At 46.1% G+C, this 22,895-nt stretch carries 16 protein-coding genes; 7 read left to right on the top strand and 9 right to left on the bottom strand.

Annotated elements, in window-relative coordinates; all coding sequences use genetic code 11:
* Positions 1-213 precede the first annotated feature (213 nt).
* Both PATL_RS14210 and rimK read right to left on the bottom strand, forming a co-directional pair.
* Positions 214-1,254: a succinylglutamate desuccinylase/aspartoacylase family protein gene (locus tag PATL_RS14210; RefSeq protein ID WP_011575547.1), complete on the bottom strand. Its 1,041-nt coding sequence runs from the start codon at positions 1,252-1,254 to the stop codon at positions 214-216.
* Positions 1,255-1,256: 2 nt separating this feature from the next.
* Positions 1,257-2,165 (bottom strand): 30S ribosomal protein S6--L-glutamate ligase, encoded by a 909-nt coding sequence (gene rimK / locus PATL_RS14215; protein ID WP_011575548.1) that lies wholly within the window; start codon positions 2,163-2,165, stop codon positions 1,257-1,259.
* Positions 2,166-2,456: 291 nt separating this feature from the next.
* On the opposite strand from rimK, the gene PATL_RS14220 reads away from it, so the two are divergent.
* A complete protein-coding gene (locus PATL_RS14220; RefSeq protein ID WP_232283227.1) occupies positions 2,457-3,227 on the top strand; it encodes a hypothetical protein in 771 nt (256 codons plus the stop codon).
* A gap of 4 nt (positions 3,228-3,231) precedes the next feature.
* On the opposite strand, the gene PATL_RS14225 is transcribed toward PATL_RS14220, so the two are convergent.
* Complete coding sequence (locus tag PATL_RS14225) at positions 3,232-4,848, bottom strand: GMC family oxidoreductase (RefSeq protein ID WP_011575550.1); 1,617 nt, start codon at positions 4,846-4,848, stop codon at positions 3,232-3,234.
* Positions 4,849-5,189: 341 nt separating this feature from the next.
* Between PATL_RS14225 and PATL_RS14230 the strand changes: the two genes are divergently transcribed.
* Positions 5,190-7,364, top strand: a complete 2,175-nt coding sequence (locus PATL_RS14230; protein ID WP_011575551.1) for a prolyl oligopeptidase family serine peptidase — start codon at positions 5,190-5,192, stop codon at positions 7,362-7,364.
* A 94-nt stretch (positions 7,365-7,458) separates the two neighbouring features.
* Here PATL_RS14230 and PATL_RS14235 read toward each other — a convergent pair whose 3' ends face one another.
* The gene (locus PATL_RS14235) at positions 7,459-7,794 is read right to left on the bottom strand and encodes a hypothetical protein (protein WP_011575552.1); all 336 of its coding nucleotides are present in this window, start codon (positions 7,792-7,794) and stop codon (positions 7,459-7,461) included.
* A 218-nt stretch (positions 7,795-8,012) separates the two neighbouring features.
* On the opposite strand from PATL_RS14235, the gene PATL_RS14240 reads away from it, so the two are divergent.
* Entirely contained in the window at positions 8,013-8,615 is a 603-nt protein-coding gene (locus tag PATL_RS14240) for a DUF4202 domain-containing protein (protein ID WP_011575553.1), read from the top strand.
* A 30-nt stretch (positions 8,616-8,645) separates the two neighbouring features.
* On the opposite strand, the gene PATL_RS14245 is transcribed toward PATL_RS14240, so the two are convergent.
* The gene (locus PATL_RS14245; protein WP_011575554.1) at positions 8,646-9,584 is read right to left on the bottom strand and encodes an AEC family transporter; all 939 of its coding nucleotides are present in this window, start codon (positions 9,582-9,584) and stop codon (positions 8,646-8,648) included.
* A 324-nt stretch (positions 9,585-9,908) separates the two neighbouring features.
* Between PATL_RS14245 and PATL_RS14250 the strand changes: the two genes are divergently transcribed.
* A complete protein-coding gene (locus PATL_RS14250; protein ID WP_011575555.1) occupies positions 9,909-12,047 on the top strand; it encodes a M3 family metallopeptidase in 2,139 nt (712 codons plus the stop codon).
* Positions 12,048-12,230: 183 nt separating this feature from the next.
* Here PATL_RS14250 and PATL_RS14255 read toward each other — a convergent pair whose 3' ends face one another.
* Positions 12,231-13,565 carry an amidohydrolase gene (locus tag PATL_RS14255; protein ID WP_011575556.1) on the bottom strand — a complete coding sequence of 445 codons (1,335 nt, stop codon included), beginning with the start codon at positions 13,563-13,565 and terminating at the stop codon, positions 12,231-12,233.
* 261 nt (positions 13,566-13,826) lie between these two features.
* Between PATL_RS14255 and PATL_RS14260 the strand changes: the two genes are divergently transcribed.
* From PATL_RS14260 to dgcA, 3 genes are all read left to right on the top strand, one after another.
* Positions 13,827-14,705 carry a LysR family transcriptional regulator gene (locus tag PATL_RS14260; RefSeq protein ID WP_011575557.1) on the top strand — a complete coding sequence of 293 codons (879 nt, stop codon included), beginning with the start codon at positions 13,827-13,829 and terminating at the stop codon, positions 14,703-14,705.
* 187 nt (positions 14,706-14,892) lie between these two features.
* Positions 14,893-15,894 carry an N-acetyltransferase DgcN gene (gene dgcN / locus PATL_RS14265; protein ID WP_011575558.1) on the top strand — a complete coding sequence of 334 codons (1,002 nt, stop codon included), beginning with the start codon at positions 14,893-14,895 and terminating at the stop codon, positions 15,892-15,894.
* A gap of 87 nt (positions 15,895-15,981) precedes the next feature.
* The gene (gene dgcA, locus PATL_RS14270) at positions 15,982-17,007 is read left to right on the top strand and encodes an N-acetyl-D-Glu racemase DgcA (protein WP_011575559.1); all 1,026 of its coding nucleotides are present in this window, start codon (positions 15,982-15,984) and stop codon (positions 17,005-17,007) included.
* A gap of 79 nt (positions 17,008-17,086) precedes the next feature.
* Here the strand turns inward: dgcA and PATL_RS14275 are convergent, their stop codons facing one another.
* The 3 genes from PATL_RS14275 to PATL_RS14285 form a co-directional block, all read right to left on the bottom strand.
* Positions 17,087-18,154: a HupE/UreJ family protein gene (locus PATL_RS14275; RefSeq protein ID WP_049765959.1), complete on the bottom strand. Its 1,068-nt coding sequence runs from the start codon at positions 18,152-18,154 to the stop codon at positions 17,087-17,089.
* 297 nt (positions 18,155-18,451) lie between these two features.
* Positions 18,452-20,377: a glucans biosynthesis glucosyltransferase MdoH gene (gene mdoH / locus PATL_RS14280; RefSeq protein WP_011575561.1), complete on the bottom strand. Its 1,926-nt coding sequence runs from the start codon at positions 20,375-20,377 to the stop codon at positions 18,452-18,454.
* A 43-nt stretch (positions 20,378-20,420) separates the two neighbouring features.
* Positions 20,421-22,163, bottom strand: a complete 1,743-nt coding sequence (locus PATL_RS14285; protein ID WP_041713898.1) for a glucan biosynthesis protein — start codon at positions 22,161-22,163, stop codon at positions 20,421-20,423.
* Positions 22,164-22,895 lie beyond the last annotated feature (732 nt).

The raw sequence follows: 22,895 nt of genomic DNA on the forward strand, positions 1-22,895 counted from the left end.
ATGAAATACTAAAATATGAGCGAATTAAATCACTTATCAGCGATAATTACTGTAAAGGGAATGTAAAGTTATCTAAAGTTGTGATTTTGACCATCAAGCCTGTGCACAACATTCGCTAAAGGGTGCTTGAGCAACGGCAAGACACGGCTTGTCACCCAAAAAAAACGCCACTCATGTGACGTTTTAGTATACGAAGAATGGCTGATCACGACGTTACACTGGCGCACTTTGTGGGTCGATATCCGGCATTAAGTTTTCCTGCAATTGGTCCATGTTATCCACCACATCTTTGGGGTCGTCAAACAAGGCAATATGGAACATAGCATCCCCTTCTTGCACCAAAGGAATATTCTGCTTACCAATGATGATCCCGGAGCGATTAGCTATTAGAGGCTCGCTGTAGGTGCCCGTTGGGCTGCATACATCTGCAAGCACATCGCCGCGTTTCACATAATCACCTAAGCTTTTACGATCCCGCACTATGCCGCTTTCAGGCGCCCGTAACCAAGAACTTTTATAAGCCACCAGCGGCTCAATTTTAGGCAACGTACGACGACGTTTTGATACCACACCTAGCGACGCCAACACATTGAAAATGCCCTTGACCCCAGCGCGTATAGACAATTCATCAAAACGCAATGCTTCACCTGCCTCATACAATAAGATTTTAGTCCCTGTTTCATCCGCTGCTTGGCGCAGTGAACCATCCCGCAAGTCTGAGTTAAGCAATACGGGTACGCCAAACGCATGGGCTAACTCGGCCGTTTTCGGGTCCTTTAAATTGGCTCGGATTTGCGGCAAATTACTGCGATGAATCGCCCCGGTATGTAAATCAATGCCATATTCGCACTTAGCTGCGATTTCCGTTAAAAACATATGCGCCAAGCGCGAAGTCAACGAACCATTTGGCGAGCCAGGAAAGCTGCGGTTTAAATCGCGCCGGTCTGGCATGTAACGGCTTTGCATCAACATGCCATACACATTCACCATAGGCACTGCGATCACCGTGCCTGCAATCAATTTAAATGATGGGGAATCTAGCACGCGACGTACTATCTCGATCCCGTTTAGTTCATCACCGTGAATGGCAGCACTGATAAACACAGTGGGCCCTTCCTTTTTAGCCCGAATCACTTCAACCGGAATAGACATATCGGTATCTGTGTACAAGCGTGCAGCAGACAGCTGTAGCTTAGTACGCGTGCCCGGCTCAATAATGTTATCGCCGATCTTTAATGGGGCTGCTTTTACCATGATTAACCGTTACCTCGAGTCTTGGTGCTGTGTGGCTTAGATTTTTTGTTCTCTATAAATTCAATGATCATGTTGGCCACATCTTTTGAAGTTGCTGCTTCAATTCCTTCAAGGCCGGGGGAAGAGTTAACTTCCATGACAACAGGGCCATGACTTGAGCGCAGTAAATCAACACCACACACGTTTAGGCCCATCGCGCCAGCAGCAGAGACAGCCGTTGCTCGTTCAACCGCCGTCAATTTAACCAAAGCCGCGCTGCCACCTCGGTGCAAGTTAGAACGAAACTCCCCCGGTGCGCCTTGGCGCTTCATGGCAGCAACCACTTTACCGCCCACCACGAAACAGCGTATATCGGCACCGCCCGCTTCTTTAATGTATTCCTGTACTAAAATGTTGGCTTTTATACCCATAAAGGCTTCAACAATACTTTCTGCAGCTTTGTTGGTATCTGCTAATACCACGCCTATACCTTGCGTGCCTTCAAGCAATTTAATCACGACCGGCGCGCCACCGACATTGGCAATCAAATCTTTGATGTTATCTGGGCTGTGAGCAAACCCCGTACGCGGCAGACCGATACCTTTGCGTGACAGTAACTGCATTGAACGTAATTTATCTCGTGAACGGCTGATAGCGACAGATTCGTTGACACTAAAACTGCCCATCATTTCAAACTGACGCACGACTGCCGTGCCATAGAACGTTATCGACGCTCCGATACGTGGAATAATGGCATCGTATTGAGGTAAAGGTTCACCTTTAAAGCGCACAGAGGGCTTGTTGCTTGAAATATCCATATAACAATGCAACGTATCTATGATGTCGACTTCGTGGCCGCGGGCCAAAGCAGCTTCTTGTAAACGACGAGTTGAGTACAGTTTCTTGTTGCGAGATAAAATCGCGATTTTCATTATTTTTTCTTCTTTGCTTGAATGAGTCTAATAGACGTGAATACATCAATATAAGTCACAAGGATGTGTAAAATATACAAGTTAGTTTTACGATCAGCGTAATTCATCACTGTATCGTTTAAATAATATGCTAATCACAGAAATTCACTCTGTATGGATTTGATTTACATCACTATCTGTCTAATAACATCATTTTCCCTCTGGCTTTTGCGTTACTATGCGACTCTAAATCGAGCCGCCAGAAGACGGCCGTTGCTCCCGTTCTCTGTGAACATTACATTGCCTAAATTTATGACCTTTAATCTGTTACAACGCACATTCTTTCTTTTAGGGTTACCCCTGACGAGCATTTTCGCGTTTGCAAATACAATTCCTGCGGATATTGCCACTGAAGAAAATTCAGCCACACAACAAGCGCCTATTATACAGGCGGTTGAGGAAAACCCGTTCAAAGAGCAATTCATCCTTAGCTATGTTGAGTATCCTGGCGCAGAGCCATACCTAAAGGTGATCCAAGAGATATACACAGAACTTGGATTTAACGTTAAGAGCATTGCGACACCTGCACTAACAGGCATAACACTGCTAAGCAAAGGCAAAGTCGATGGAGACGCTTATCGACTAGGCAAAGTAGTGACCACATTTGACGATCTTGTTCTGGTTAAGCCCGAGTTAATTCGCGCCACGTTAGTCTTGCTATGTATCCAAGAGGTGGAGTGCGACCGAGCAGTATTAGATAACAGCCAAAACACCCTACTAACGAATGCCAGAGCACTGGAATATCTTAAGGAAGTAGATGTTCGAGCAACCCTAATAAAAGACGAAGTCATTCAACACACAGTAGAGATGCTTGTCTCGGGGCAAGTAGAATATGCCACGTTTATGATCGACGAGCGGCAAATCATTCCTAAAGGGATGCAAATGGTAAAATTAAGGAATATTTTTCTTTACCACGTGATCCACAAAAAGCACGCGGCCTTGTTACCTCAGATAGAACAAAAATTGCGCCACAAACGTCGTTTGTTACACACCACACTTTTTAACCCTAAAAAACGGTCTTAGGCACCTATCGATGATGTTGTTTAATAAAATCCGCTGCTCGCTCAGCAATCATAATAGTAGGTGCATTGGTGTTACCCCCAATTATGCTGGGCATGACTGACGCATCAACCACCCGTAAGCCCGCTACTCCGCGCACGTTTAATACATTGTCTACTACCGCCATATCATCTGTGTCGGCGCCCATTTTGCACGTCCCCACGGGGTGATAAATCGTTTCTGCATTCGCTTTTAAAAACGCTAGTAATTGCTCATCGCTTTGCATTGCAACACCGGGCTTCACTTCTTTACCTTGGTAGTCATGAAACCCTCGGGATTGTAAAATCTCTCGGCCTTGTCTAATGCCATCGATCATCACATTTTGGTCGTCAGGATGAGACAGATAACACGGGTCAATTACCGCAGGGGCAGCTGGGTCGCTTGAAGCAAGGGTGATCTCACCTCGGCTTTTAGGATACACATTACACACGTGCAAACCAAAGCCATAACCAAATGCAGTTTGTCGACCATGATCTTGTAAAATTGCCGGCAAAAAGTGGTATTGAATGTCCGGCAATGAACTAGCGAACTGGCTTTTTACAAACCCACCTGCTTCAGCGATATTTGACGAAAAAATGTCGCTGCGCTTGCGCCAATAACGAAGAGCCGCCTTCACATAACGTGGCAACTTAGATAACGAAATGGCATAACTGTGTGTAGATTGGCAGCGGTACTGAATGATCGCATCAAGGTGATCCTGCAAATTTTGACCGACCCCGGGCAAATCCTTTAGCACCTCAATACCTTTGTCCTCTAGATGCTGCTTCGGACCGATCCCTGATAACATTAATAGCTGAGGTGAATTGATTGCGCCCGCGCAAAGCAGTACCTCTTTGGTCGCGTTAAGCACGTGTAGCTTGTCATTAATGCGCAACGTCAGTCCTGTTGCTCGGCTGTCTTTAATGATGATTTTTTCGACCAACGCCTGTGTTATCAAGGTAAAATTATCGCGGGTTTGTGCTAAAGCCAAATAGCCTTTAGCACTAGAGCAGCGCTGACCATCTTTATGCGTGACTTGATATATCCCTAAGCCCTCGTGCTGAGCACCATTAAAATCTTCGCTAATAGGCACTCCAACGTCATGAGCTGCATCAACAAACGTCTGCGACATAGGATTGACAAAGCGTAGGTCGTCCACACACAAAGGGCCACCGGTACCATGATAGGCATCGGCTCCACGCTGTTGGTCTTCAGATTTTTTAAAATAGGGCAACACTGCGTCCCAATCCCAACCTAAGGCACCCTCTTGTTGCCAACGATCATAATCCTTGGGAACACCGCGCACATAACACATGGCATTAATCGCGCTAGAGCCGCCTAAGGTTTTTCCCCTTGGCCAAAACAAGGCTCGGTTATTCAAGCCAGCCTGAGCCGTCGTATTGAAATTCCAATTGATATTTTTAAAGCGAGATAATAGAGATAGCCCGAACGGAATATGGATCATTGGATTGCAGTCTTGACCACCCGCTTCAATAAGACACACACGATAGTGACTATTTTCAGTCAACCGCGCGGCTAACGCACATCCTGCTGAACCTGCACCAACAATGATGAAATCAAAAGAGGAAACATTTGTTGAAGACATGATGTTAAATACCAAGAAGAAAGAGAAAGGCGTCGAGGTAGGTTCGCCTTCTTAATTGTGCTCTTAATACCTCGACTATTCCGCCGCTGTTCAGCTCATCTCGCTCGCCGAACACAGCCAATGTAAACCAGATGTTAATAATTGTCATTCATTATTTTACATAACCACTTGTTTCTTTTGACTATTATCAAATCTAATTCATATGGATAAGTCTTGCCTATACACTTTTGGACACAGTTTGAGGTTTATTAAAGAGACGTAGATTGAGGTACTATCAACAAAGAATGCGTATAAAAAGACGCATCTTTATTTATAAAAACGACATATATCAGGGTAAATAAATGAAATTAACGCTTATCGCAGTCAGTATCAGCGCAATGCTTATGGGGTGTAGCAACGCGAACCATTCTGCTAACCAAACCCCAGCGACAATGAAGACTTCTATTACGAGTAACCAATTACAAGAAATGAACTTATCTTATCCAAAAACGCAAAAAGGTGACGTAATCGACACCTACTTCGGCAAGCAAGTAGCCGACCCTTACCGCTGGTTAGAAGACGATATGAGCAGCGAAACTGAGCAATGGGTAAAAGCTGAAAACGCCGTGACCCAAGCCTACTTAGCGCAAGTCCCTTCACGCGATAAATTAAAAGAGCGCTTAAAAGTGTTGCTTGACTACGAAAAAGTTGGCGCCCCATTCAAAGAAGGAAAATACACCTATTTCTTTAAGAACGACGGCCTGCAAAACCAAGCCGTGCTATATCGCCAATTGGACGATGGCGAAGCTCAGGTATTTTTAGATCCCAATTCATTTAGTGATGATGGCACGACCTCATTGGCCAGCATCGATTTTTCAAAAGACGGCAGTTTAGTTACCTATTTGATTTCAGAAGGCGGCAGCGATTGGCGTAAAGCGATCACCATTGATGTAGAAACCATGCAGCCTGTTAGCGAAACCTTAAAAGACATTAAATTCAGTGGCATATCTTGGTTAGGTAATGAAGGTTTTTATTATTCAAGCTACGACAAACCAGAGGGCAGTGAACTGTCTGCGAAAACGGACCAGCACAAGCTGTATTTCCATCGTTTGAACGATAAACAAACCCAAGACACCCTTGTTTTTGGCGGTACTGACGAGCAAAAAAATCGCTATGTATCAGGCCAGGTGACCGAAGATAACCGCTATTTATTAATCAGTGCTGCCGTTTCCACCTCGGGTAACAAACTGTATTTAAAGGATTTAAGCGAACCAGATAGTCCTTTGGTGACCATCTTAGAAAACACAGATTCAGACACAAACCTGCTTGATAACGAAGGCAGCACCTTGTTGTTTGTGACCAATTTAGATGCGCCCAATAAGCGTGTGGTCTCTGTTGATGCGGGTCAGCCCCAGCCTGAGAACTGGCAAGATTTTATTGCCCAAACCGACAACGTATTAGACGTATCTACCGGCGGCGGATACATTTTTGCCAGCTACATGGTGGACGCTATTTCAAATGTGAAGCAGCTTGATATGAGCGGTAAGTTGGTGCGAGAAATCGCATTACCAGGGGTCGGCACTGCCAGTGGATTTGATGGCAAAAAAGACCAACAAACTCTTTACTATAGCTTCACCAACTACAAAACGCCGAGCACGATCTTTAGCCTCAATGTAGAAAGCGGCGAATCATCGGTGTATTTAAAGTCGAAAGCGAATTTTGATAGCGACGCTTACGAATCTAAACAGGTCTTTTACACGTCTAAAGACGGCACCAAAGTCCCCATGATCATTACCCATAAAAAAGGCCTAAAACTGGATGGCACCAACCCAACTATGCTCTATGGCTACGGCGGTTTTAACATAAGCTTGCAACCCGCTTTCAGTAGTGTCAATGCTGCATGGCTTGAGCAAGGAGGAGTGTATGCGGTACCTAATTTGCGCGGCGGCGGTGAATACGGTAAAGCCTGGCATGACGCTGGCACAAAATTGCAAAAGCAAAATGTGTTTGATGACTTCATCGCGGCAGCCGAGTATTTAATTGAGCAAAACTACACTAGCCCTGATTACTTGGCGATCCGCGGCGGTTCAAATGGTGGTTTATTGGTAGGTGCCACTATGCTTCAACGCCCAGACTTATTTAAAGTTGCCCTGCCTGCTGTAGGTGTGCTGGACATGCTGCGTTATCATACCTTTACTGCTGGCGCTGGCTGGGCTTACGATTACGGCACCTCAGAAGACAGCCAAGAAATGTTTGATTACTTGATGACCTACTCACCGGTGCAAAACGTGCGAGAAGGCGTTAACTACCCTGCCACACTGATTACAACAGGCGATCATGATGATCGCGTCGTGCCCGCTCATTCGTTTAAGTTTGCCGCCCAGCTGCAAGCCAAAAATACCGGCCCTAACCCGATGTTGATCCGTATCGAAACCAATGCTGGTCACGGTGCAGGTACGCCTATCAGCAAAACCATAGAGCAGTACGCCGACATCTTTGGGTTTACCCTCTACAACATGGGTATTAAGGTGCAATAAGGCGCAATAAAAACGCAATAAAAACGCAAATATTAACTAACAGTCACAAAGCCAAAACATGCTACTGAGCTGTTTTGGCTTTTTCTATTATGACTTACTGCTTCACTAGCGACGCCTGTTGGACAGTTGCTTGCCCATCAAATTCAATCACGCAGGCATAGCCTGAAAAGGGATACTCACTGGTGGCAACAATATGCGTAGCCCCTTCAATATGCATATCAGCTTCAATATGAGTAACGCGGTACTGCAGAAATTGGCCCGTATCCAATTGGCTTATCACACTGCTTACGCTCTCCCCTTGAGAAAAAGTGTCACACAAATAAACCAGCTCTTTTCTTGCCTCTAGCCACAAAAAACCAGCCACGAATATGCTCCCTGCTATCACAGTAAGCATGGCGACACGCAAGAACATACGCTTTACACAAGTCATTGTTATTCCCTTTCTACCCCTTACAGCCTTTCTACTCTTTCTACCCTTTTCAATAAATAATCCCTGAGTGGCTAATTATTGAGCGGCGTTCGTATTAGGACCATTACCCTAGCGCAATAAATAACTGCAGCATAAGCATATAATTAACAACACGCTTTAGGCTAAAATAGCGAAAATTGTCCGTTCATACTCATTATCATCCATCCATGGAGCCCTACATGACCCAAGCCGCTTACGAACAAGCCGTCAATCTAATCGATAGCGCTAACAGTGAAGATCCTAATATAGAGCAAGCCGAAGGCAAAGAGTGGCCAAAAGAGCTGCTGTATAGTTTACGCATGTCAAACATGTTAGAGCGCTATCGAAGCGATGCGGATCACGTGGTTAAATTGGCCATTCGCGGGCAACACATACAGCGTTGGCATTCTCCGCGCAGTGCTTACCCTATGGATCGTCAGGGTTATCATCAATGGCGTAGCGACTTATACACCTTTCACGCAGATAAAGTCGCTGAGGTAATGCAGCAAGCGGGTTTTAATGAAACGGACGTGGCAAGAGCAAAAAAAGCGGTCGCCAAAGTGGGTATAAAATCAAATCCAGATACACAACTACTAGAAGACGTGGTGGGTCTGGTGTTCATTGAGCACTATATGTTGGCGTTTGCCGCCAAGCACGCTGATTACACAGAGCAGAAGTGGATAGATATCATCCGCAAGACGTGGATGAAGATGTCAGATGATGCACACGCGTTTGTGTTGGCAGGTAAAGTGGCCTTGCCGGAATCTTTGACGCCGATCATTTTGAAAGCGGTGCAAGCTTAATAACGTGATAACAGACACTCCCGCACCTGCTTAAACCCAGCTCAGCAGGTGCAATAAAAACAACCCAAGGGTGGTGGTAAACATCGAGAACAAGGTACTGCCGGCGATAATCGCTGCAGTAAGATGATGGTCTCCACCAATCGCACGTACCATAGGATAAGCAGCCGCTGCGGTGGGTGTGGCCATCATGATATATAACACCCCTAACGCTTCATTTTTAAGCCCGCAATAATAACCAATGACAGTAGTGACCAGCGGGATAAACACAATCTTGCTGGCTATCGCAATATACAACAACTTAGACGCTTTAAATTCTTGTAAACGAATAGATGCTCCTACGCATAACAATGCTAACGGTAATGTCATTTGCGCCAGATAGCTGCCAGACTCATACAGAAGATCAGGTAAAGGAATAGGTACAAGTGCGACCAATATGGCTAGCGCAATAGCAATCGCCAACGGGTTTTTAATCACACTCAAGGTGACCAATTTCAACGAAGCGGTTGCTGCTTGATGGTAATAAAGAGTTAAGATGGAATACACGTTATACAGGATGACAATGGCCGCTAGATACATAGATGCTAACGCCTGTGCGGTCTCGCCAAATGCGCTAACGGATAACGCCAAACCGATAATCGCCATATTGCCCCTGCACGCTCCTTGAGCAAACGCGCCACGTGCATCTTGGCGCTCTATCTTCAATGCGAATAAATTGAAAAGCAAAAACGTGATTGTGGTGGCAATGGCGGCAAACACCAGTAAGTAAGTGGGTGTAGTAACGCTTAAGTCGGTTTTAGCAATATTAACGAATAGCAAACACGGCAAAGTCACGTTAAATACCAACCGCGAGCCAATTATGGCAAATTCTTCGTTTATCCAGCGAATACGCTTAAATATGATCCCCAGTACAATTAGCAGACTGATGGGCAAGGTCACTTCAACGGCAAACAGTAGTGATTGGATTGGCATGTAAGGTAGCGTCCCTTGGGCAGCGGATAGGAAATCAGGTAAGTTATTGCCGACAAGCTTAAAGGCAATTTAGCGAGCTGACAATAAACCATCTAAAACAGTAAATTAGGGTCCAAATGTGACATCAGTCACACTTGTTACAATTGGTCGCAATTTAGTGAGTGCATTTGCGATAAAGCTTAGCATTACTGGGCTTGAAAGGATTGTTAACACTGGGCTGTGCTTGATAAAGTGACAGAGTCATATATGCCTGTTTTTTTAATTTCTATTTTCAGTTTTTTGCCCATTTTAGGCTTGGCATATTTTTAATATTATGGAGTTTCAATGCGTATCTCATTTATCGCCGCCGCTGTAGGTGCCACCTTAGTACTCGGTGCATGTTCAACCAACGTGGTTAATCATCAACAAACCAACAAAGAGCAAGCTAAAGCCATGGCTGCATCCAGCAACAATGTATTGTTTAGAAAAAGCCCGCTGACATATCAAGCCCCCCAATTCGATAAGCTCACCATGGCAGATTATGAGCCTGCTTTTAAAGCCGGCATAGAGCAGCATAATATCGAAATCGCTGGTATTACTGATAATCCAGCCTCGCCCACATTTGATAATACTATTGTGGCCATGGAAAAATCAGGTGCCCTACTAACCCGCGTCAGTAAAGTCTTTTACAACCTATCAAGCGTGATCTCCAACGATGATTATCAGCGCATCGAAGCACAGATGGGCCCTAAGCTCACCGCGCACGATGACAACATTTACCTTGATGCGAAACTATTTGCTCGTATTCAAAGCATTTATGCTGACAAAGCCTCACTGAATGCCATCGATCAGCGCTTAGTTGAGCACTACTACCAGAAATTTGTGCGCGCAGGGGCAAAACTCAGCGACGCCGACAAAGCAACCGTGCGCGAGATCAATGGTCAACTTTCAAGTTTGGCCACAGAGTTTTCGCAAAATTTACTCAAATCGTTCAAGCAGGACACCATTCTTGTTACCGATAAAAGCGAACTGAGTGGTTTATCGGACGCTGAAATAGCGACCCTTGCTAGTGCGGCTAAAGAAGCGGGCAAAGAAGGTTACTTAATAACGCTTGTGAACACGACGCGCCAACCTATTCTTGGCAGTTTAGCGAACCGCGATCTGCGTAAAAAGATTTGGCAAGCGTCTGCTCATCGCGCCATGGCCAGCAATGGCCCAGTGCTTATCAAACTAGCCGAGCTTCGGGCACAAAAAGCACAGCTGCTAGGTTACCCCACTTGGGCGGCATATGTGACCGCAGACCAAATGGCCAAAACCCCGGCGGCGGTTTACGAAATACTCGACGATTTGGCCCCTAAGGCGGTCGCCAAAGCGCAAATTGAAGCGCAAGCTGTTCAACAACAGATCGAAGCTGATGGCAAAGACTTTGCTGTACAGCCATGGGATTGGGCGTTTTATAGCGAGAAAGTGCGTAAAGCGAAGTACGATCTTGATGAAAGCGCAATTAAGCCTTATTTCGAACTTGAGCGCGTACTGCATGATGGCCTTTTCTTTGCGATGCAAAAACTTTATGGCATCACCTTTAAAGCCCGTAAGGATTTACCAGTATACCAAGATGATGTACAAGCCTTTGAAGTGTATAACGAAGACGGTAGTAGCATTGGCCTGTTCTACTTTGACCCTTATGCCCGTGAAGGCAAAGGCGGCGGCGCATGGATGGACGAATTTGTTACCCAAAGCGACCTACTCGGCCAAAAGCCGGTCGTTTACAATGTACTTAACATCCCTAAACCCGCAGCGGGTCAGCCGACACTATTAACCTTCGATGAAGTGACCACCTTGTTTCACGAGTTTGGCCATGCAGCTCACGGGCTATTTTCCCAGGTGAAATACCCAAGCTTAGCGGGTACCTCAACAGCACGTGACTTTGTGGAGTTCCCGTCTCAATTCAATGAAGATTGGGATATCGACCCAGAGGTACTTGCTCATTATGCGAAGCATTATCAAACGGGCGAAGCGATCCCAAAAGACTTATTAGACAAGCTACTTTCAGCTCATCACTTTAACCAAGGGTTTGATACCACTGAGTATTTAGCATCCGCTTTGCTAGATATGGAATGGCATTCAATTCCGGCCGGTACCAAAATCACAGACGTAGCTGATTTTGAACAAAAAGCGTTGGCTAAACACGGCATCGATTATGCGCCAGTGCCACCGCGCTATAAATCTGCCTATTTTAGCCATGCCTTCGCCGGTGGTTATTCTGCGGGATATTACGCTTATTTATGGACTGAGGTATTCGCAGCTGATGCCTTTGCCTATATGGCAGAGCATGGCGGTTTAAACCGTGATAACGGCGATAAATTCCGTAGCCGCGTGCTATCGATGGGTAACAGCCAAGATTTGATGCAAGACTATCTCGATTTTCGCGGCAGTAAACCCAGCACAGATGCATTATTAAAACGTCGCGGCTTAGACGAGTAGTCTTGCTGCTTGAACCTGCACGCTAGCATTGTGTGTCACGCTGACGTGACATAACAGAAAGGCGAACAATGAAAAAAATAAAAGCCCCGTGATGAAGCATCAATCACGGGGCTTTTTATTGCAGTTCTGAAGTGCGATGCCTGTTTACGCGCCCCACCCTACACCTGATTTGCTGGGGATTAGTTAGCTCTTGTGCATGATATTTAATGCAGCGGCTGTCAGCGCTTCCGTGGCGGTTGTAATCACCGCATCCGCCTCTGGCGCCCAGTATGGGCTGTGTAATGATGGCAAAGACGTGCCATTTTCTTTGGCTTTGTCCCAGTCACCTTGCTCTACCCCACCCACCCAGAAAATAAGGCTTTGAATGTTCTTATCGGCACGATAAAAACGACTAAAGTCTTCACCGCCCATGACCGCTGGGGTTTGAACAACGCGTTTTTCGCCGAAACGTTGAGTAAATACGTCAGCCATTTTGTGGGTAAACTCAGGCGTGTTGTAAGTTGCTGGCGTGTATTCGTCTTTAATATTCACCTCTGGCATGAGTGCTTCAGGCATTCCCGCAGCAATGGCTTCGCCCTTAGCGATACGCGCGATGCCATCCAGTAAAGCCTGACGGGTTTCATCAGAGTAACTGCGTACCGTTAGCAGCAAAGTCGCCTTGTCAGATATTATGTTGTGCTTAGCACCAGCATGAAAGCTACCAACTGTGACCACGGCTGAGTCTTGTGGGTCGAGCTCTCGACTCACCAGCGTTTGCAAGGAACTCACAATACGACTGGCCAACACAATAGGGTCTTTGGTGGTATGGGGATAAGCGCCGTGACCACCCGCCCCTTTGACAATCACATCGACACTGTCAACGTTGGCCAAGGCAAATTCTGGGGTATAACCTATGGTGCCAGCGGGTAAACCCGCAGCATCATGAAATGCGAGTGCATAATCGGGTTTCGGGAATCGCTCGTATAACCCATCGGCCAGCATGTCACGTGCCCCCTTCCCGCGCTCTTCTGCCGGTTGCAAAATCATCACTAACGTACCAGACCATTTATCTTTCATCGATGTCAGCGCTTGCGCCGTGCCGACCCAACTGGTCATGTGGGTATCATGTCCGCAGGCGTGCATAACGCCAGATTCGATGCCATCTTCTGTGGTAGCGCGCACCTTTGAGGCAAAGGGCAATCCTGTTTGCTCTATCACTGGCAGGCCATCCATATCAGCGCGGATCATCACCACAGGACCAGGGCCATTTTTCAGTACCGCGACCACGCCAGTCCCCCCTACCTTTTCGGTGACGTCAAAGCCTAAAGCTTTGGCGCGTTTGGCCAATTTTGCTGCGGTGTTCACCTCAAAGCCACTTAATTCAGGATGCGCATGCAGGTCTTTATATAACGCCATGAGTTTGGGCATATCACTACTGACTTTATCACTCACGCTATCAGCATAGGCACTTTGGCTTAAACTCAGGCTGAAACAAAATGGAATAGCTGCAATGGCTAGATTAAGGCGGCGTAATTTCATGGTAATTCCCTTGAATGTGGTAGTGTTTAGCCTTAGCTAAAATCGAGTAATGATATAAAAATAATCATGATGTTTAACACGTTAGCATGAATCCGCCTCACTGAACCAGTCATAGGACGATCGATGACCGAGCAAAAACTGCACATTAGCTTGCCCACCAGAAATATCCTTAGCAATTTGTTATAAAAGCGAGATCTAGCCGCCACGATTGTTTAGGATAGCCAACATTACCGTCGTTACTCTTTTCACGAGATCTTATACTTGCGTTTACGTCATATAGAAATATTTCATGCTATTTATACCACGGGCTCAATTACCAACGCGGCTAAAATTTTGCACGTATCGCAACCTGCCGTGAGTAAAGTGCTGCTTCATGCAGAGCAGCAATTAGGGTTTGCGTTATTTACTCGTAACAAAGGCCGCTTGATCCCAACCCCTGAAGCAAACATGTTGTTTCATGAAGTGGACAAAATACATCAGCAAATGCGTACTATCGATAACACTGCGCACAACATAAAACATGCTCACTCGGGCAACATTAATATTGGTATTACCCCGGCGTTGGGGTTTGACATATTGCCAAGAGCCATCGCTCGCTATCATCAGCAGCACCCAAACGTGAGCTTCAGCATTAATACCGTACACAACGACGCGGTCTTACAAAGCCTTATTGAGCATAAATCTGATGTGGCCGTTTTGTTTCATCCGAGCCCTAAATTAGGCGTAGATAGCATTGAATGTGGGCAGTCTGAGTTGGTAGTTGTTTACCCTAAAGCGTTATTCCCTGATGCACCTTCGCTGCTTAGCATCGAAGCCTTGGCAAATGTTAGCTTTATTGGTATTAGTGATTCAGGCCCATTGGGGGATATGCTCTACAGTCGTTTGCAAAGCGAAAACATGCAGCCTCATAGTCCTATACAGGTACAAACCTATTTTATTGCAGCAAGATTAGTGGCACAGGGCTTAGGGGTATGCGTAGTAGACAAACACACGGCGCTAGGAAATTTAAATGATAACATCGCCATGGCATCGTTCACCCCGCCCCTTAGCTTTTCTATTAATGCCCTGCATTTACAAAACAGGCCACTGTCTAAAGTAGTCCAGGGGTTTCTGCCGTATCTACAAGCAGAAATAACCTAAAAGCGCAGCAGAAGGTTGTGCAGATCCGGGGCCAACCTTAAGCGATAGCCTAAGCCATGTCTTAAGCTACAACCCAAGCCATAACCTGAAGTTATACCCCTGCTATACCTAGTCACTTTATTTTCCCGAACACCACGCTAGGATGCACTTATCAATCAGTAAATTGGCACTTCTAAAGGATATATTCATGGTGATTCAAGCCCCCTATTTGTTGTTTATCGGCGATGCTACCGATGCTCTGTCGATCAAAATGGCCCAAAGTGTCGCTCACTGGCGCCCTGACCTATGCGTCGGTGAATTCAGTGTCGAAGGCTGCACCGTAAGCACAGGATTAAACAAACTAAGCATCGAAGAAGCCGCCAAAAACGGCGCTAAAAGCTTGGTGCTTGGCTTTGCAAACAGTGGCGGTATTTTAGATAAAAAATGGTTACCGTTAATTGAATTAGCCATTAAAAAAGGCATGCATATCGTTAGTGGACTACATCAAAAACTGACCAGCTACCCTGAGCTAGTTCACTGCGCGCAGCAGTATGATGTTGAATTGCTTGATATTCGCCATCCCACCACGGCTTTTAGTACAGGCACAGGCCGCAAACGGGCCGGCAAGCGCTTATTGACCGTCGGCACAGATTGTTCGGTAGGTAAAATGTATACCTCGTTGAGCCTTGAACACGCCATGGTTAAACAAAACATAGCGGTTGATTTTCGCGCCACTGGCCAGTGCGGTATTTTAGTGGCAGGTGCGGGTGTGGCAATTGATTGTGTGGTGGCTGATTTTATTTCGGGTGCGGCTGAGTCATTGTCCCCCGACGCCAGTGACGACCACTGGGATGTGATTGAAGGACAAGGCTCATTGTCACACCCGGCTTTTGCAGGCGTAAGTTTAGGCTTATTGCATGGCTCACAGCCTGATGCATTGGTTATTTGCCACGCGCTTAATCGCACGCATATGCGCGGCTTACCTAATACCGCCTTCCCAAGTATTGAGGCCACCATTGCCCTTAACTTACAAGCAGCCCGTTTAACCAACCCTGATGTAGTTGTAGCTGGTATTAGTGTGAATACGTCTGCTGTTAGCGTGGAAGAAGGCCGTGCTATTTGTCAGCAGTTAAGCGAGCAGTTTTCGCTGCCCTGTGTTGACCCGCTTCGCGATGGGACCGATGCCATCGTCGCCGCATTGCCAATCTAAGCTAAAGGCTTCACATAAACTCAAGACATAATCCGTAAGCTAAGGGTATCGCCTTTGGTTAAACGCAAAAATACAGGAGAAAACAGCATGGGTTTTCAAGTTGAGGCTTACCAACAAGCGCTGCCTCTTAAAAGTGTATTTCGTATTGCACGAGGTGCTAAAACACAAGCCGATGTAGTGGTGGTCACCTTAACCGATGGCGTACACACAGGCTGGGCTGAATCAGTCCCTTATGCCCGCTACCAAGAGTCAGTGCAAAGTGTACTGGAGCAAATTGACCAAACGGCTAAGAGCTTGGCTACATTCGAGGGCGATATGAGCGGAGTTCGCGCGCGCATTAATGCAATGCCCTCAGGTGCTGCGCGCAATGTTATGGACTGCGCCCTGTGGGATTTAGTGGCGAAGTCACAACAAAAATCTGTGGCACAACTATTGTCTGTATCAACCCCAGCGCCCTGCGTGACGGCGCAAACGCTAAGCATAGACACGCCCGAAGCCATGGCCGCAGCGGCGAAAGCTCTGGGCCATCCTCCACTGATTAAAGTGAAATTGGATAACCAAGACATCGTCGAGAAGATGCAAGCCATACATTTAGCTTCCCCCGACAGCCAGTTTATTGTGGATGCCAATGAAGGTTGGTCTATCGACGATTTAAAAGCCTGCGGTGATAACTTAAAAGCACTGAATGTAATCTTAATTGAACAGCCGTTACCGGTAGGCGACGACGCAGATTTAATAGATTACAGCTGCCCCGTGCCACTATGCGCCGATGAAAGTTGCCATACCCGTGAAGAATTGGCTTACCTAAAAGGCCGCTATGATGCAGTTAATATTAAGTTGGATAAAACAGGTGGCTTAACGGAGGCCTATGCTCTCGCCCAAGAAGCCCAAGCAATGGGCTTTGAAATAATGATTGGGTGCATGGTGGGTAGCTCTCTAGCCATGGCGCCGATTTCTTTGTTAAGTGACTGGGCTAAATACGTGGATTTAGACGGCCCACTGTTAATTAAAACAGACAGAGAAAATGGCTTTGCGATTAAAGACGGCGTGATGCAACCTTTAAACCCCGCGTTATGGGGTTCCCCACAAAGCCAAGTGATTTTGGAAAGATAGAGTGGTTTCACTAAAAAGCCGGCCCCGTTAATCGGTTCCGGCTTTTTCATAACGTATGAGGTTCATATCACTGGTGTCATCAAAAGCGCTCTATCGCCCAGTTTAACGCCACTAATGCAATACCAATGGAAGCACCAGGCATGACCCAGCGACGGTACAGCGCTGTTTTTGCAAGTAAAATCAGTAACGGTAAAGCAACTAACACTATCGCCAGCTGGCCAATTTCTACCCCTAAATTAAACGCTAAGATAGAGAGTAATTTCTGATCCCCCGGTAAACCGAGCTCCCCCAAAACGCCGGCAAATCCCATTCCGTGTAGCAAACCGAAAGCAAAAGTGAGCCACCCCAAACGTAAGATTATGGGCTTCACATTATTCAAGGCTGCAAATAACACCGAAATCGCAATGCCAAATTCCACCCAGCGACTGCTCGGTATTATCCAGCCTAATGCTGTGGCAGTCAGGGTGATTGAATGCGCTAACGTAAACGCACTGATGATCCACACTGTGGTGCTCAGTACGTTCTTTAACTGTGGATTTCGTTGCCATTGCCCTTCTTGACGCAGCAAAACACAAGGCAAAAGCAGCGCCAATAAAAACAGGATATGATCGGTACCAATCCAGATATGGATGATGCCCTGATAAACAAACTCTTTGAATGTGACCCAGCGACTGCCATCCGTTAGATCTATGTCAATTTGGCGTTGAGCATTATTCAGCACAAAGCTCTGTGTATTGGCATCATCACTGATATTAACGACGACTTCGTGACTGTCGTCTTTAACGAATATCGCACTGTAATCTATGGTGAATATACCTGCTAACGGACACTGAGCAGTAAAGTCAGTTACCGCAAACACGGAGTCGGCGTGATCTTCTAAGCGCTCTATACCTGCAAATTGAGTGATGCAGGCCAGCCCACCCCGTTTAAGCCATAAATGGTCGGCTAAATAAGTGGCGATATCTGCTCGACGCTCAATGACCTCTCCCCATGTCAATTGACCGTTTTGGTCCGCATCTAGTCCTAAAACCAATTCTAAATCCGTCAAGCCCAGTTGCCATTCACCTTGAATACGACCTGTTTGATCTACGTTGGCAATGATGTAGCCAGTACTGTTTTGGTGCGCATAACTCACGGTGCCGCTCATCACGCTGACTAAAAAAAGGAGCTTGATGACATAACGATAATACTTGTTCACTTCTACTAACCTAAATGACCTCTAACCCCATAAATTATATATGTTTTTTTTCACTTTAAATATCCGATATGACGCTTAGGGATGAATCTATACAAACATTTACACAAAAAAAAGCCGACCATAAGGTCGGCAAAGGGTGCAGCGTTAAATGGGGTACATATTTGCGGCTCAGCCGCTAAAGCCATACGTGGCTAATAAACTCGCTTAGTGCAACACGCCATAATCGAGCCACCAGCCACAATCGAGTTACTGTTGTTTGTTATCACTCGCCAGTCGCTGTATCGGCATTTCTACACTTGATGACAAGAACTCAAAACTTTGCTCTGGCATCTCTTGCCACTGTTCCGGCGGCATGGGCGGGCTAGATAACAATATTTCGTCTTGATGCTGCATGTTGGCTAGGCGGATCCTAAGTGTACGCAGCGCCGGGATTTCCTCGACCTCGCTCGGGCTGACAAACATCCCCAAACTGCGGCTCAATTTGCCAAGATACAAACTGCTGGAAAATCGAATAATTGGGGCAGCAAGTAACAAACCGAGTAGCACAGGGGCCAACCACCAAAATAAAATAGGCGTTAGAGATAACGTAATCCCGCCCCACGCGATGGCAATAGCACTGGCCACCCAAGTACGCTTAAAGGCTTCTTTCCACGGCACCATGCGACCTTCTCTGCCCTGTGCATCCCAGCTGACATTCTTTCCAACAAGAACATTAAGTACAAAATAGGCGTGATAAAACATCATTAATGGGGCAATGATAATGGCGATAGTCGCTTCAATTAGCGCCCCGGACATTAATGCTAATCCGCCGCCAAATTGCTCTCTGCGCCTAACCAAAGCCACAATAGCGCCCAGTAACTTTGGCCCCAATAGCATGACCACAGTGGCACTTAGCAATGTAATAATGTATTCAGTTTTGACCACAGGCCACGAGGGAAATAAAGAATAATTGGAAGCAAAAAACACCGTTTCTGTGGTCGCGCGTACGACGGCGTCTATTGTGCTTAGTACTAACATCACCAACCACACTAATGACGACATATAAGCTAACGCACCAAAGAGAAAATGCAGGCGATTTACCGTGTGCAACCCCTTACCATTGATAATGCCAAGGTGCTGAATATTGCCTTGCACCCAACGCCTGTCTCGTGTGGCGTAATCGATAATATTACTGGGGATTTCTTCGTAACTGCCCTCTAAATCGGCTAGTAATAGTACGTCCCATCCTGCACGTCTTAACAGCGCAGCTTCGACAAAATCATGGCTGAGTATGTCGCCACCAAAAGGCGCTTTACCCGCTAATGTAGGTAAACCACAATGTTGAATAAATGCGTCCACACGGATAATGGCATTATGTCCCCAGTAGTTTGCGCTGTCGGTTTGCCAGAATGCCTGACCGGTTGCCAGCATGGGGCAATATAAGCACGATGCGAACTGCAGAAACCGCCCAAACAAGGTTTGTGAACGCACTGGGATAGGCACGGTTTGAATTAAACCTGACATCGGGTTTTGTTGCATTGCTTTCACTAGCGTCAACATGCACTCACCCGTCATCACGCTATCAGCATCGAGTACGATCATTGACTCGTACTGGTAACCCCAGCGCTGACAAAAATCGGCCAAGTTACCCACTTTACGATGGGTATTTTGTTCTCGGCGTCGGTAATAGATATTCTCAGATAATGCCCCTACGCGCTGACAAAGCTCATTCCACGCGGTAAGTTCAGCTTGCGCCATATCGGGATTCTGAGTGTCACTTAACATATAAAAGTCAAAGTGCTCCAGCTGACCTGTGCGCTGTAAATCAACCAAGCACGCCTCGAAGCCCGCCATGATGCGATCTGTGTCTTCGTTGTATACGGGCATGACGACAGCATGCCTGTCTTTCACAATGACGTTGTCCAATTGGCCAGCAAAATGTTTATTGCGCTTAAGCTTCAGCGGGTCAATATCGAATATCTGCAGGATGAAACCGATAAAGGCGCTCCAAAACGCGGCAGAGATCCACAAAAAAGTAATACTAAACAGCACCAACAAAATTACTTCAAGCACGGTGATACCGCTTTCTGAAAAGATTTCGTACATCATCCAGCTGCCCGCAATAGAGGTGACAAACACCATTAATGCATATATCCACTTACGGACGGCCTTACCCTTAATATTTATTAACATGGTCGTGCCCTCGCTGTTATCTCGATTGCTATAAAGGCTAAAATTACTCAACCTCGTTGGCGCTCCATACGTAATTCCACACTTCACTCACCTGAGTATCACCAAGGGTAAGAAACAGGCGCATATCTATCGCATTGTCGCTCTCAGGCACTAACTTAAATTGAGCGCGCCACGTCTTCTTGTCAGGCAGTTGAATCACTTCTAAATCTTTAAATGTGCCTGACGACAGAGATAACTGCGGCGTTAAACGAATTGAATCGGTCAAATGCGCAAACGCGTCAGTACTAAAATCAATCATCATCTGACGCTCGCTTCGCTCTGGCGCGTTATCTTGACCCGGTAAGGCTGCCCAACTGTTAAATACTTGCGTCACCCTAGCGACTTCTTCGTGGTGAAGTGCTCCGTTTACTGTCGTTAAGGTGTAATCGAACTGACGCATTTCCCCTTTTTTGAAGGGTTTGGCCGGTACCCAGTAACTAACAATATTGTCATTCGTTTCTGAGTTAGTGGGTATTTCAACCAGCTCTACTCTTCCTTTACCCCAATGGTTGTTGGGGGTTATCCACATACCAGGGCGTTGGTGATAGTGAGCTTCAGCATCTTGGTAGCTCTTAAAGTCTTGGTCTCGTTGCAGCAGCCCGAAGCCCTTAGGTTGGTCGTCTTGCAAAGAGGTAACCCGCAAATCTTTAGGGTTATTCAATGAGCGCCATATCCACTCGCCGCTTGATGTCTGCATAGATAAACCATCAGAGTCGTGCACCTCAGGCCTGAAATCATCAAACTTGCGCGTGTCATTTTCGCCACTGAGGTACATGCTGGTAAGTGGGGCAACACCTAATTTCTTGACGTCTTCACGAGCGAATATAACGCTTTGTACGTGCATAACAGAATCTAACCCGGGAACAAGTTCAAAACGATACGCCCCAGTCACTGATTTACTATCAAGCAAGGCAAAGAACACAAGTTTGGTGTCATGCTCTTTAGGCTCTAGCATCCAGAATTTGGTAAATGCTGGAAATTCTTCACCGCTTGCTTCCGCGGTGTCGATAGCGAGCCCACGGGCTGAAATACCGAAAACTTGCCCAGGGCCTATCAAACGAAAATAAGACGCACCTAAGAACACGGCTACTTCATCTTTGTAGTGATTAGTTTTTAATGGGTAATGCACTCTAAAACCAGCAAAACCTGCATCTTTAGGCACCAACCCTTTCAGGGCTGCAGCATCCTTTTCATAAATAAAGCGGTCTGTTTCAAACAACATGTTTTTAGTACCACTGTTGTCATCAACTATTTTAATGCCCACCGGTGAGCGGTATAAAAATCCTGGGTGGAACAATTGCATTTCAAATTTGGCTTTGTTTTTCCACTGGGCTTTTTCTGGATTGAAGCGAATCGCGCGGTATTGCTGATAATTCATCTCAGCTAATTCAGCTGGAAGATCTTGTTTAGGTGGCGCATATGACTGAGTAGCAAGGGATTTCGCTTGCTCTGTGACTAATGAGAACACGCGTTCTTCGGTGGTTTTCTCTGCAGGTGCCTCAACAGGATCAGCGGCCGCGTCTGAAGGCTTTGCTTCCTTGTCTTGTTTATCTTTTGCCTTGGTCTGAGTTTGCTTTATCGATTGCGTTTTTTTGTTATCAACAGGTGCTTGTTCTGGTGTCTGAACTTGGGTAGAAGCCCCCACACTGACAATTAAACACACTAAACCCACAAGACGTGACAGAGTACTCCTTTGACGAGATACCGCCTTGAGGCGTTGACGATTGACGGAGTTCTGGGTTGTCATTTTATTTCTGGTCCCTTTACTGGTTTTGGCGTTTTACAATTCTGGGGTTGGTCGTTCCCAGTGATGAGCAGTTTTTACAATACTTGAACGTTTAACGCGTGAAATCGCTACGTCTCACCCGCAGATTGCAACTTTCGAACCACAAATTAAATATGTGCCAAACCCGCTGAACATTAGACTAAAGGATAAGCTATTAAGGACTCACTCCTGTGCAAACCTGAGACGAAAAAACAGCTAAATGAATAAGGCAACGTAGTTGCACGTTCAGCACAGTGCGGTGCCAGCGACTTACTCGGAGCCCTTTAAAATTAAACCGCGTAGAAAATACTAAGGCAGCATTGATACTAAAAAGTCCCGAGATTAATGTGAATTTTTAGCGGCAGCATGTCACTGTGAAAAGGAATAATGCCTTGCACGCAAAATCGCCGCCGCGCGCTCAAAAGTTTTTGCCCGTCGCAAATTAGTCTCACTTTCAAAGGTTGGCATTAGGCGTAACATTAATGAGCAGCAATTTTGTTGCTTATTACGGACAGTGGTGTACTGGTATGGATATAACCTATTAAAATTAATGGCTTACAAAATCAAAGGCGAGAATAACCTAGTCTGTTTTGAGAAACAGCCGCGGTTATTTAATCTACTTCTTTGCCAAGTCTCAAAACAAGAAAATCGAGATAACCGTGGTATTTTTAACCCGCCATTGTAAATTTTACTCGTGGGACATATCTAAAAAGC

Source organism: Paraglaciecola sp. T6c, from assembly GCF_000014225.1.
Lineage (GTDB): Bacteria > Pseudomonadota > Gammaproteobacteria > Enterobacterales > Alteromonadaceae > Paraglaciecola > Paraglaciecola atlantica_A.